Consider the following 11,983-nt stretch of genomic DNA (forward strand, 5'->3'; position numbering starts at 1 on the left):
CGCCTATCCCGACAGGTTGAAGTTGCCGGACCCGCCGTAGATGGCGAGTGAGATGAGCAGGGTGACCGTGACGACCGCGATCAACGAGGCGCGCACTGCGTTACCCACCGCGACACCGACGCCGACCGGGCCACCGGTTGCGTTGAAGCCGTAGTAGGTGTGGATGAGCATGACGGCCAGCGCCATGACTATCGCCTGGGCGAACGACCACAGTATGTCCGTGGGTATCAGGAAGGTCGTGAAGTAGTGGTCGTACACGCCGCCGGACTGGTTGTAGAGGAACACCGTCGCAAAGCGGCTGGCGACGAACGACGCGATCACCGCCAGGGAGTACAGCGGGATGATCGCGATCATGCCGGCCATGACGCGGGTGCTGACCAGATACGGAATCGACGGGATCGCCATCGTCTCCAGGGCGTCGATCTCTTCGGAGACGCGCATCGCACCGAGCTGCGCGGTGGAGCCGGCGCCGATGGTCGCGGCGAGGCCGATTCCGGCGATGACCGGCGCTGCGATGCGAACGTTGATGAAGGCGGCGAAGAAGCCCGTCAGTGCTTCGACACCGATGTTGCCCAGCGAGCTGTAGCCCTGAACGGCGATGGTGCCACCGGTGAACAGTGTCAGGAATCCGACGATCACGACGGTGCCACCGATGACGGCGAGCGCACCGGTGCCCATGCTGATCTCGGCGATCAGTCGCAGAGTTTCACGCGGATAACGCATCAGCGCCTTGGGAGCGTGACCGAGAGCCTTCGCGAAGAACAGCGCTTGATCACCGATGCTGTCGATACTGCGAGAGATCGAGCCGATCTGTCGACGTGTGCGCGGGAAGCGTCCCGCTGCGGCCAACGCCATCAGATCTCCTCCCGTCCGTCGTTCGTCGTTCTGTTCACTTCGATCTCTCCGACTGCCGTGTGCCTCATCCGGCCGTCAACTTGATACCGATGGTCGTGATGAGCACGTTGACGACGAAGAGCGCCATGAACGCGAACACGACGGTCTGGTTGACCGCGTCACCGACGCTCTTGGCGCCGCCCTTGACGTTGAGTCCGAGGTAGGCCGCAACCAGGCCGGCGATCATGCCGAACAGTCCTGCTTTGACCATGGAGAGCATGAGCTCACCGAATCCGGTGAGCAGTGTGATGCCGTTGACGAAGGCGCCGGGATTCACGTCCTGGATGAACACGGAGAAGACGAAACCGCCGAGGATGCCGATGGTGCAGACCAGTCCGTTGAGGAGCAGCGCCACTCCCGTCGACGCGAGCACCCGGGGAACGACCAACCGGTGGATCGGATTGATACCGAGCACCTTCATGGCGTCGATCTCTTCGCGAATGGTTCTGGCCGAGAGGTCCGCGCAGATGGCGGTTGCGCCGGCGCCGGCGACGATCAGCACGGTGACGATGGGGCCGACCTGTGTGACGGTACCGAGCGCAGCGCCGGCACCGCTGAGGTCGGCTGCACCGATCTCGCGCAAGAGAATGTTGATGGTGAAGCTGACCAGCACCGTGAACGGGATTGCGACCAGCACCGTCGGCACCATCGAGACTCGCGCCACGAACCAGGCCTGATCGATGAACTCTTGACGCTGGAAGGGGCGGGAGAAGACTGCCCTCAAGGTTTGGGCGGACATCTGAAAGAAGCCACCGACCGCTCGTAATGGCACCTCGACGAGGTCTACCATTCGCCCTCCTCGTCCTTGGTTGCCGCAGTACTGTCTGTTCTCATAGTCCAGCCCCCGACAGCTTGTGACTCAGGTCATATTAACTAGAACGTGTTCACCTGTCAAAAACAAGTGTCCAACTCTAAGAAGTAGCCTCACGGCGACGATCCGAAACCCGAAGGTTCGGGCCATGGGAAGCATCCCTTTTCGGTGCGAATTTCGCCGAAATATCCTGGAAATTAATACTTTTGAATGATCAGCGCTTATCGGCGCCGGATCGAGACCCTGCTACCGCGCCAGCCTTGACCGGGCACGTCGATCGAATATCGCATCGTTCACAGGAATGCAAAATTGGAACACAGTCTAGTTTTTTCGAGACCGTTGGTCTCGTTGTAGAACGCAGGCAGAGTGCCGCGCCCACCGACTCGTGAACACGCTATTTCTACCAGGAAGTGGACACGTAGACCGTCTAAGTGTGAACAACGGTTCTACGTGTCGCGCACCTGAGAATCAGACCCGTCGATCAGCCCAACGCGCGCAGGGCCGCCGATGCCGAGAACATCTTTGCCGGGTCACGGTCAGCGAAGTAGTCACCCATCACCGCGGACAGCGTTTCCGGCGACCAGGAATCTCCCTCGGCGTCGAACCGCTGCTCGACGACGGGCGCCGCCATCAGCGCAACCATCGGTCCGTACACCACGAATACCTGACCGTTGACGGCGTCGGCCGCCGGTGACGCCAGGTACGAGACGAGCGATGCCACATGCTCGGGCGAGAGCGGATCGATGCCGTCGGCCGGCGCGTCACCGAACACACCTTCGGTCATCGACGTCCGTGCCCGCGGGCAGATCGCGTTGGCCCGAACGCCGTAGCGCGAGAGCCCACGTGCGGCCGACAACGTCAGCGCCGTGATTCCGGCTTTTGCAGCGCCGTAGTTGGGCTGCCCTTCCGGTCCGAGAAGGCCCGCCTCCGAAGAAGTGTTGACGATGCGCCCGTACACCGGCGCCCCGGCTTCCTTGGATTTCGCCCGCCAGTAGGCAGCGGCGTTGCGGCACAGGAGGAAATGGCCGCGAAGATGAACTTCGAGTACCAGATCCCAGTCTTCGTCGGACATGTTGAACAGCATCCGGTCGCGCACGACGCCGGCATTGTTGACGACAATATCGACACTGCCGAACTGCCCCTGCGCTGCTTCCATCAGTGCGTCGGCGGTAGAACGCTCACCGACGTTGCCTGCCACGAATTCGACTTTGGCGCCGAGACCGCGGATCTCCTCGAGCGTTGCTTCGACGGCCTCGTTCGGGGCCAGATCGTTGACGACCAACGACGCACCGGCCTTCGCCAGACCGATGGCCTCGAACTTTCCGAGCCCCGATCCGGCACCGGTCACGATGGCGACCTTGCCTTCGAGACTGGTTTCTGGGCTGTTCACAGCATTCATCGAAGCGCTCTCCCGGTTCTCTGCGGTCGTGTGTCGAGTTACCCGGCTCGATTGCCGTGACCCACGAGTTCGCAACTTTAGAACGTGTTCTTGTTTTGGGCAACCATCGTCACGGATGTTCGGTCAGCGCCGCACGCGGGCACTGAGCGATCGCGGAACGGACATCTTCCCAGCGATCCTCCGGCGGACGCACGGAACTGATCACGAGCTCCTCGTTGTCGTCGAGGTCGAAAATATCGGGTGCGATCCCTACGCACACACCGTTTGCCTCGCAACGGTCCAGATCAACCCTGACCTCCATGGCGATTCCTCTTCTCTACTCACTACTACTGGCGCGAACACGGATACGAAACGAGTGCCGCAGGGCTGTGCCGCACACCGTTCCTGGCGATAACACTAGAACCTGTTTCAGTCGTGTGCAATGATTCGAAAAAGTACCGAGAACGGACGTCGAACGATCCGCCGGAGACGGCGAGAGCGTCCCTTGTCGCCGATGTACGCATCGATAGAACCTGTGTCAATCGAATGGTTGGCGCTTTGATTCGTATCTCTATGGAGAGGTAACCATGCACATCACCTACACCCCTGAGCAGCAACAGCTCCAGGAGGAGTTGCGTGCCTACTTCGCACAACTGATGACTCCCGAGCGGCGTGAAGCACTCGCTGCTACGACGGGTGAGTACGGCGAAGGCAATGTGTACCGCGAAGTCGTCGCGCAGATGGGCCAGGACGGCTGGCTCACGCTGGGTTGGCCGAAAGAGTACGGCGGACAGGAACGCTCCGCGATGGACCAGCTGATCTTCACCGACGAAGCTGCCATTGCCGGTGCGCCCGTGCCGTTCCTGACGATCAATTCCGTAGCGCCGACAATCATGCATTTCGGGACGGACGAGCAGAAGGCCTTCTTCCTGCCCAAGATCTCCCGCGGTGAGCTCCACTTCGCGATCGGTTACTCCGAGCCCGAGGCCGGCACCGACCTGGCGTCTCTACGCACGTCGGCCGTCCGTGACGGTGACGATTACGTCATCAACGGGCAGAAGATGTGGACGAGCCTGATCCAGTACGCCGACTACGTGTGGTTGGCGTGCCGCACCGATCCGGAAGCCAAGAAGCACAAGGGAATCAGCATGCTGATCGTCCCGACCACCGCAGAAGGCTTCTCCTACACCCCGGTTCACACCATGGCCGGCCCCGACACCAGCGCCACTTACTACCAGGACGTACGGGTCCCGGCGTCGTCGATAGTCGGCCAGGAACACGGCGGCTGGGCACTGATCACCAATCAGCTCAACCACGAGCGTGTTGCCCTCACCTCGGCCGGACCGATTCTGACCGCGCAGCGTGAGGTCCGCGAGTGGGCACAGAACACCAAGCTGCCCGACGGCCGACGCATGATCGACCAGGAATGGGTGCAGATCAATCTGGCTCGCGTGCATGCCAAGGCCGAGTACCTGAAGTTGATGAACTGGGAAATCGCCTCCGCAACCGATCACGCTCCAGGTCCCGAAGCGGCGTCGGCCAACAAGGTGTTCGGTACCGAATTCGCCACCGAGGCTTACCGCTTGCTGATGGAGATCCTCGGATCCTCCGCCACGATCAGGCAGAACTCCCCCGGCGCTCTTCTACGCGGACGCATCGAACGCATGCATCGTTCTTCGCTGATCCTGACGTTCGGCGGCGGTACCAACGAAGTGCAACGCGACATCATCGGCATGACAGCTCTGCGGCTTCCCGCATCGAAGCGATAAGGACCAACGATCATGGAATTCACCCTTACCGAGGCCCAGCAGGACCTGTCCGGACTGACACGATCCGTCGTCACCGAACTGGTCACCAACGACCGCCTTCGTGAACTCGACGCCGCCGAAGACCGTTTCGACGCCCTCTTGTGGAACGCTCTGGCTTCGGCCGGCGTTCTCGGTGCGGCCCTTCCGGAATCGGTGGGCGGCGACGGATTCGGTGTCCTCGAGCAGTGCAGCATCCTGGCCGAACTCGGCCGCGGCGTCGCAGCTGTTCCGTTCCTGACGTCCATCGTCGGGTCCGCCGCAGCGATAGCCGAATTCGGCTCGGACAAGCAGCGCGACGACTGGGCAAGCGCTGCCGCTGCCGGTGAGAAGATACTCACCGCGGCCCTCGCCGAGGAATACAACGACGACCCGGCGCACCCGATCACGCGTGCCGAGAAGACCGCCGATGGTTGGCGCATCGACGGAGCAAAGATCACCGTCGACAGTGCTCCGCTCGCAGATCTGTTCCTCGTCCCCGCCATCACCGAGGACGGTGTCGCGGTCTTCCTCGTCGAACCGTCGGACGCGGGCGTGAGCATTACCAGGCAATCGACCACGGATTTCTCGAGTGCGGCCCTGGTCGAGTTCGATTCGGTGCAGATCCCGGCCGATCGTGTTCTCGGCTCGGTTGCCCAAGGATCCGACATCGCGGCGTGGATCGTCGAACGAATTCAGCTCGGTTCCAGCGCCTACCAGTACGGGGTGCTCGATCAAGCGCTGAAGCTGACCGCCGAATACGCCACCGAGCGTGTGCAGTTCGGCCGTCCGATCGGTAGTTTCCAGGCCGTGGCCCAGCGCCTCGCCGACGGATACATCGATGTCAAGGGCGTTCGCCTGACTCTCTGGGCCGCAGCGTGGCGTCTGAGCGAAGGACTTCCGTCCGACGGGGCCGTGCAGACGGCCAAGTTCTGGGCTGCAGATGCGGGACACCGCGTCGGGCACACCGCTGTTCACGTTCACGGCGGTGTTGGTCTGGACGAGGACCATCCGGTTCACCGCTACTTCCTCGCGGCCAAGCATCACGAGTTCCTGCTCGGCAACGCAACAGATCAGCTTCGCGCTCTGGGCAAGGAACTTGCCGCAGTTCCTGCCTGAGTGCGTCCCACCGAGTGGAAATCCATGACCTGGTCCGAGACGAATCGATGATGATGCAGCTATGAGTCAGAGCCCCACTGTTTCCGATCTGCTCCTCGGAGTCAGCGAGATCGACGACCGCGGTATCCGTTTCGAGGACCAGGTCATCACCTGGCGCGAGCACATTCAAGGCGCGTTCGATCGAGCAGCGCTGCTGGACACGCTGCTCGATCGAACGCGCCCCCGGCATTTCGGTCTTCTGATGGAGAACGTCCCCGAATTCTCACTATTGCTCGGCGCAGCATCGTTCTCGGGTTCGGTTGCTGCCGGACTGAACACGACCAGGCGCGGCCCGGCATTGGCGCGAGACATCCAACTCTCCGACTGTCAGGTCATCTTCACCGAGAACAACCAGGCACATCTACTCGACGACGTCGATCTCGGTGACGTCCGGGTGATCAACGTGGATTCTCCGGCCTGGACGCAATTGTTGGCGCCCTTCGCCGATACACCGGCCTACGCGTCGACGGCGCAGCCCGACGATCTGTTGATGCTCATTTTCACTTCCGGAACAAGCGGTGATCCCAAAGCGGTTCGGTGCACGCACCACAAGTTGGCCTCTCCCGGAGTCATGCTTGCCGATCGTTTCGGGCTCGGCGCCGACGACGTCGTCTACATGGCGATGCCCATGTTCCATTCCAACGCCATGATGGCGGCGTGGACGGTCGCGCTGCACGCTCGTGCGGGAATTGCCATGCGCCGCAAGTTCTCCGCTTCGGGCTTTCTGCCCGACGTTCACAAGTACGGAATCACGTACTCCAACTACGTCGGAAAGCCGTTGTCCTTCATCGCTTCCACCCCCGAGGTGCCGAACGAGCGGGACAACACCTTGAAGATCATGTACGGCAACGAGGGTTCGGCGCCCGCCGTCGCCACCTTCATCCGGCGCTTCGATGCCCGCGTCATCGACGGGTTCGGTTCCACCGAGGGCGGCATTTCGATTTCCGCGGCGCCGGTGCCGAGGACCGGCGCCCTCGGACTTCTCCCGGACGGAGTCAAGATCCTCGATCCCGAGACCGGAGCCCCATGCCCGCCTGCAGTCTTCGACGCCGACGGCCGGATCACCAATGCCGACGAGGCAACCGGTGAACTGGTCAACGTCACCGGCCCAGGCACATTCGCCGGGTACTACAAGAACCCGGAAGCCGACGCCGAGCGAATGCGCAACGGCCAGTACTGGAGCGGCGATCTGGCGTACACCGACGTCGACGGCTACGTCTACTTCGCGGGACGCAGTTCCGGTTGGCTACGAGTGGACGGCGAGAACATCGGCGCCGCACCCATCGAACGCTCGCTCGTCGGTTACCCGGGCTTCGCGCAGGTGTCCGTGTACGCAGTCCCCGACAGCGATGTCGGCGACCGCGTCATGGCGTCGGTGATTCCGGTCGGCGACGTCGACAACTTCGACCCGGCAGCCGTAGCCGAATACATCGATTCCCGGCCGGAACTCGGGCCGAAGCAGAAGCCGACCTTGATCCGCGTGTGCAGTGAGTTCCCTAGAACGGCGACGTTCAAGGTGGTCACTCGAACGCAGAGCGCCGAACGATGGAACACATCCGATCCGGTGTGGATCCGCCGGCGCGGAGAATCCGACTTCCAATTACTCACTCCCGAAATGGCACTCGGCCTCGAGAAGACGCGAGAGCCCGTCTAGTCCGATATCTCAGTAGCGCTGAGCAAGCGGTTTGTGCGCAGACACCGTTTTGTAGAACTCGGTGAGCCGAAGCTGTGATGCCGCTGCATCGTCGATCACCACCGTCGCATGTGGATGTAGTTGGAGGACCGATGCCGGGCACACCGCGGCCAGCGGCCCCTCGACGGCAGCGGCAATCGCAGCGGCCTTGTGCTCGCCGGTCGCGATCATCACCAGATGCTTTGCTTCGCAGATAGTTCCGAGGCCCTGGGTGATCACATGCCGTGGTACGTCGTCCGGACTCTCGAAGAATCGGGCGTTGTCGGTTCGAGTCTGTTCCGTCAGCGTCTTGACCCGGGTCCTCGAATTCAGCGAGGACGTCGGTTCGTTGAAACCGATGTGACCGTTGCCGCCGATGCCCAGTAGTTGTACGTCCACCGGACCATTCGACGCAATCGCCCGGTCGTAGGCTGCCGCGGCGGCAAATGGATCCGGCGCGGTGCCGTCGGGGCTGAATACCCTTGCCGCGTCCAGGTCCAGGTGATTCACCAGTTCGGTGCGGATCACCTGGGCATACGACTCCGGGTGCCCTTCCGGCAGGCCGACGTATTCGTCCAACAGGAACGCCTGCACGCCGGCAAAACTCAACCCGTCCTCGCGGTGACGGCGCGCGAGTTCGCGGTACACAGAGAGCGGTGAAGATCCTGTCGCCAGGCCCAAAGTCCGTGCACCTGAATGCACCGCGTGTTCGAAGATGTCGGCAACAACGGTGCCGGCCGCCTCCGCACTGTCGACAATGACAATTTCCATCGGTTGATTCCTCAGCTTTCGGTGTTGTTCATGAGCCAGTTCCCAGCGGCCATGACGGCGCGGGTTTCGAGTTCTGGACCGGTGACGATCAGATCGGCGCGGCAACCCGGCAAGAGGTCGCCGACCATTCCGGCCAGCCCCATCAGCGAAGCAGGCGTTGCCGTCGCCGCGATGACAGCCGAAAGCAGATCGACGCCGGCGTGATTGACCGCCCGGCGGACTATGTCCATCAACCGACTCGTCCCGCCGGCAATGGCCGTTTCCCCCTGGCCGGCCAATCGCGCCACGCCATCGACCACGTCGACGTCGAGAGGCCCGAGTGGGTAACGGCCGTCGGGCATTCCGGCGGCAGCCATCGCGTCGGAGACCAACGCGATCTGATGCGGACCGACAAGATCGAACACCATCGCTACCGTCTCGTCGGCCAGATGTACTCCGTCCCCGACCAACTCGACCACCATCTGTCCTTTCGCCGCCGCGGCAAGACATGCCGCCACTGCGCCGGGAGCACGGTGATGCATCGGAGCCATACCGTTGAACAGGTGAGTGGCACTGAGCGGTGCATGCGCCGAGTGTGCGATCGAACGTGTCGCAATCGGGTTGGACGCATCGGTGTGTCCGATACTCACGACGGCACCGTGACGCTCCAGCAATGAGGCAAGTTCGTCGAAGTGTGCTGTCTCCGGAGCGATCGTCATCGAGCGAATGTGCCCACGGCCGGCTTCGAGCAGCGACTCGAGCAGAGCCGGGTCGCCGTCGAGAATGCTGTCGGGATCCTGGGCGCCACAACGAAGTACCGAAAGGAATGGACCTTCCAGGTGAATTCCGGCCAGCGTGCCCTCGTCCACCAGTCCTGCCAGGAGCTCGATGCGACTGCGCAGGATCTGCGGCGGCGCGGAGACGAGCGAGCCGATCACCGAGGTCGTGCCGTTCGTCCGATGGTGATCGGCAGCCACGGTTGATCCGAACTCGTCTGCCTCGGGGAAACCGAATCCGCCGGCGCCGTGGCAGTGAACGTCCACCAAACCCGGAATGATCGTTGTTCCCGCAGCTGCCCGTTCGGGTAACGGGTCGGTTCGCTGCGACGCGGGTCCGGCCCACACCACACGATCACCGGCGATCTCGACAACCCCGTCCGACAGCAATCGACCACCGGTCACCAATTGTCCACGCAGAATTTGTCCACGAAGTATCACGACATCACCTGCGGTACAACGGGAACTTCGGTATCCGCGATCGACAACTCACGGAGCACGGCGTCCGCGAGCACGTAGTGCCCTTGTTCGTTCGGATGGAACGCGTCAGCCAGGAGAGCCGGCGGTGGGCCCTCGGGAGAATGGGCCGTCCACTGAGCGTAGTGGTCGACGAACACCACACGCGTCGAGGCGGCAACCTGTCGCACGACCTCGACGTACTGAAGCAATCCCGCTCTGGTGGGCGCATTCTCGACGTCGATCGGTGGCGGCGTCTGCAGGATCGGCACCGCACCGATCGCTCGCGTCCGGAAAATCATGTCCGAGAGGTCGTCTCGAAACCGCTCCAGTCCTTCTTCGCCATTCAATGCGTCATTCGTACCGAGCATGATCAACACCACCGAGGGTTCGAACACTTCGATGCGGTGTGCGAAACCTGCACGCACATCGGAGGATCGATTGCCGCTCACCCCGGTGTTGACAAGGACGTGGTTGAACAAGGAAAGTTCACCACGGACGCGCTCGGCGCAGTGTTCGACGTAACTTCGATGACCGTCGGTGTGCGTCAATCCCTGAGTGATGCTGTCGCCGGTGAAGACCCACCGGATCGGCGTCGACGAGTCTACGAGCAAAGTCTCCAGTCGAATCCGTTCAGCAGTCTTGGACTTCAAAGCCTTCGACGTCGGGGTCACACCCTCTGCCTTTCGGCGCCCGATACTGCGGCTGCAAATTTCGACGTGATGAACGCCGGATCCGTGATTGCGGTTCCCACAACCACCGAGTCCGCACCCAGGGCGATGGCGCGTGCCGCATCCTCCGGGCTGTGGTATCGCCCCTCGGCGATGAGGACTACATCTGGAAGTGCCTGCCGCAGTTCCGAGATCAGCTCCAGGTCCGGACCTGCCAGATGTCGGCTGCTCTCCGTATATCCCGCCAGTGTGCTGGAGATGATGTCGGCGCCCGCCGCGGCGGCAGCGATGCCGTCCTCGAGGGTTCCGCAGTCGGCCATGACGAGGCCGCCGCGATCATGGACCGCGTCGACGGTGTCGGCAAAGGTCAACCCGTCCGGACGAGGTCGCAGCGTGGCGTCGACAGCCACGATCTGCGCACCCGAATCCACGACTTCGAGGGCTGATTCCCTTGTCGGCGTGATGAACACGCCCTCCGAGCCGATCTTCGTCAAACCGATCACCGGTACCTTCACTGCCGACACGACTGCGGCGACATCCGGGGTTCCGCCCACACCGCCGCAGCGGATCGCCACTGCACCGCCGTCGACCGCGGCGCGGGCCATCCTCTCGATGGTCCCGGTGTCGCGCAAGGCATGGCCGTGTCCGGCCTGACAGGACACGATCAGCTTCCCGCTGATGATCGTGAGCAGTTCTTCGACAGTCACGGTGTTACCTCGATTCGTGTTGCGGCGGCCAGGAGCGCAGCTCCGACGAGCGGCGCATCGGTGCCCAAACGGGCAGGAAGAATGGCGGTTTCGGCAATGGGACCCATCGCTTCCACCCGGAAAGCGGACGTCAGCGGCGACAAGAGGTCGGCTCCGATCTGGGCTGCGCCGCCGCCGATGACGATCACCTCGGGATCGAATGCGGTGGCGACGCCGGCCAGGACTCGGCCGAGCAGAGTACCGGCGTCGGTGACCACGGCACGGGCGATCGGGTCGCCGGAGCGCATGAGTGCCACCACCTTCTGCAACGGTTGAGTGGGCACACCCGCCCGCGCTGCGTACTCGGCCGCCATCGCCGGGCCAGAGGCGACTGCCTCGAGGTGATCGGTTCTACCGCAACCGCAACCTATCGCCCCGGAGACCGGAACCAGCAGATGCGCGAGCTCGCCGGCTGTTCCGTGGGCGCCGTGATACAGCTGTCCGCCCACGGTCAACGCGCCACCGATTCCAGTACCGATCGAGACGAACAGTGCAGAGCTTCGACCGCGACCGGCGCCGATCATGTTCTCGCCGTGGGCCATCGCGCGCACGTCGTTGTCCACCGTCACCGGTAGACCCGAGTGCGCCTCGAGTTCCCCGCGAACCTCGGCGCCACTCCATCCGGACAGAATGTCGGAGGCGAAGACGACGCGGCCACGCACCCGATCGATGATTCCCGGTGCACCGACTCCGATTCCGGCTACCGTGTGATCCGCCCTCAAACGGTCGACCAACGCGGTGGCGGTCTCGAGAACAGCCTCCCTACCGGCCGTCGGTGTTGCCGCACGAACGGTGTCGATCACGTCTCCGTCGGACGTCACCACCGCGGCAGCCACTTTGGTGCCGCCGATGTCGATGCCGATCCATCGCTTCTGCCCAGATGTCAT

Annotated in this window: 12 protein-coding genes; 3 read left to right on the forward strand and 9 right to left on the reverse strand. The window is 62.8% G+C overall.

All coding sequences use genetic code 11. From position 1 onward, the window contains the following. Positions 1-3 precede the first annotated feature (3 nt). The 4 genes from QM596_RS16935 to QM596_RS16950 form a co-directional block, all read right to left on the reverse strand. Positions 4-855, reverse strand: coding sequence for an MlaE family ABC transporter permease (locus QM596_RS16935; RefSeq protein WP_003945759.1), 852 nt, complete (start codon positions 853-855; stop codon positions 4-6). Between the two features lie 64 nt (positions 856-919). Then, complete coding sequence (locus QM596_RS16940; RefSeq protein WP_003945687.1) at positions 920-1,684, reverse strand: MlaE family ABC transporter permease; 765 nt, start codon at positions 1,682-1,684, stop codon at positions 920-922. A gap of 502 nt (positions 1,685-2,186) precedes the next feature. Further along, the gene (locus QM596_RS16945) at positions 2,187-3,104 is read right to left on the reverse strand and encodes a 3-oxoacyl-ACP reductase (RefSeq protein ID WP_007734334.1); all 918 of its coding nucleotides are present in this window, start codon (positions 3,102-3,104) and stop codon (positions 2,187-2,189) included. Between the two features lie 109 nt (positions 3,105-3,213). Continuing rightward, positions 3,214-3,405 (reverse strand): ferredoxin, encoded by a 192-nt coding sequence (locus tag QM596_RS16950; RefSeq protein ID WP_007734330.1) that lies wholly within the window; start codon positions 3,403-3,405, stop codon positions 3,214-3,216. Positions 3,406-3,670: 265 nt separating this feature from the next. Here QM596_RS16950 and QM596_RS16955 point away from each other — a divergent pair, with 265 nt between their 5' ends. The 3 genes from QM596_RS16955 to QM596_RS16965 all read left to right on the forward strand — a co-directional run bounded on the left by QM596_RS16955 (position 3,671) and on the right by QM596_RS16965 (position 7,679). After that, positions 3,671-4,852 carry an acyl-CoA dehydrogenase family protein gene (locus QM596_RS16955; protein ID WP_003945878.1) on the forward strand — a complete coding sequence of 394 codons (1,182 nt, stop codon included), beginning with the start codon at positions 3,671-3,673 and terminating at the stop codon, positions 4,850-4,852. Positions 4,853-4,864: 12 nt separating this feature from the next. Then, positions 4,865-5,986 carry an acyl-CoA dehydrogenase family protein gene (locus QM596_RS16960; protein WP_020968503.1) on the forward strand — a complete coding sequence of 374 codons (1,122 nt, stop codon included), beginning with the start codon at positions 4,865-4,867 and terminating at the stop codon, positions 5,984-5,986. Between the two features lie 61 nt (positions 5,987-6,047). After that, positions 6,048-7,679, forward strand: coding sequence for a long-chain-fatty-acid--CoA ligase (locus QM596_RS16965; RefSeq protein ID WP_283309506.1), 1,632 nt, complete (start codon positions 6,048-6,050; stop codon positions 7,677-7,679). Positions 7,680-7,688: 9 nt separating this feature from the next. Here QM596_RS16965 and nagB read toward each other — a convergent pair whose 3' ends face one another. From nagB to QM596_RS16990, 5 genes are read right to left on the reverse strand one after another with little or no spacing between them, the layout of a single operon-like run. Beyond that, entirely contained in the window at positions 7,689-8,468 is a 780-nt protein-coding gene (gene nagB, locus QM596_RS16970; RefSeq protein ID WP_279163102.1) for a glucosamine-6-phosphate deaminase, read from the reverse strand. Positions 8,469-8,479: 11 nt separating this feature from the next. Beyond that, the gene (locus tag QM596_RS16975) at positions 8,480-9,664 is read right to left on the reverse strand and encodes an N-acetylglucosamine-6-phosphate deacetylase (protein WP_283309507.1); all 1,185 of its coding nucleotides are present in this window, start codon (positions 9,662-9,664) and stop codon (positions 8,480-8,482) included. Next, positions 9,661-10,353, reverse strand: a complete 693-nt coding sequence (locus QM596_RS16980; protein WP_020968499.1) for an SGNH/GDSL hydrolase family protein — start codon at positions 10,351-10,353, stop codon at positions 9,661-9,663. The genes QM596_RS16975 and QM596_RS16980 overlap by 4 nt, the downstream gene beginning before the upstream one ends. Beyond that, entirely contained in the window at positions 10,350-11,057 is a 708-nt protein-coding gene (locus QM596_RS16985; RefSeq protein WP_283309509.1) for an N-acetylmannosamine-6-phosphate 2-epimerase, read from the reverse strand. Before QM596_RS16985 ends, QM596_RS16980 begins: the two co-directional genes overlap by 4 nt. Next, positions 11,054-11,983 (reverse strand): ROK family protein, encoded by a 930-nt coding sequence (locus QM596_RS16990; RefSeq protein ID WP_279217661.1) that lies wholly within the window; start codon positions 11,981-11,983, stop codon positions 11,054-11,056. The genes QM596_RS16985 and QM596_RS16990 overlap by 4 nt, the downstream gene beginning before the upstream one ends.

The organism is Rhodococcus sp. IEGM 1406 (assembly GCF_030056745.1).
In the GTDB taxonomy this organism is placed as follows: Bacteria; Actinomycetota; Actinomycetes; order Mycobacteriales; family Mycobacteriaceae; genus Rhodococcus_F; species Rhodococcus_F erythropolis.

Excerpts from the sequence above, each read along its gene's own strand:
- QM596_RS16935 (WP_003945759.1), bottom strand. The coding sequence starts at position 855 with ATGGCGTTGGCCGCAGCGGGACGCTTCCCGCGCACACGTCGACAGATC.
- QM596_RS16940 (WP_003945687.1), bottom strand. The coding sequence starts at position 1,684 with ATGGTAGACCTCGTCGAGGTGCCATTACGAGCGGTCGGTGGCTTCTTT.
- QM596_RS16945 (WP_007734334.1), bottom strand. The coding sequence starts at position 3,104 with ATGAATGCTGTGAACAGCCCAGAAACCAGTCTCGAAGGCAAGGTCGCC.
- QM596_RS16950 (WP_007734330.1), bottom strand. The coding sequence starts at position 3,405 with ATGGAGGTCAGGGTTGATCTGGACCGTTGCGAGGCAAACGGTGTGTGC.
- QM596_RS16955 (WP_003945878.1), top strand. The coding sequence starts at position 3,671 with ATGCACATCACCTACACCCCTGAGCAGCAACAGCTCCAGGAGGAGTTG.
- QM596_RS16960 (WP_020968503.1), top strand. The coding sequence starts at position 4,865 with ATGGAATTCACCCTTACCGAGGCCCAGCAGGACCTGTCCGGACTGACA.
- QM596_RS16965 (WP_283309506.1), top strand. The coding sequence starts at position 6,048 with ATGAGTCAGAGCCCCACTGTTTCCGATCTGCTCCTCGGAGTCAGCGAG.
- nagB (WP_279163102.1), bottom strand. The coding sequence starts at position 8,468 with ATGGAAATTGTCATTGTCGACAGTGCGGAGGCGGCCGGCACCGTTGTT.
- QM596_RS16990 (WP_279217661.1), bottom strand. The coding sequence starts at position 11,983 with ATGACATCTGGGCAGAAGCGATGGATCGGCATCGACATCGGCGGCACC.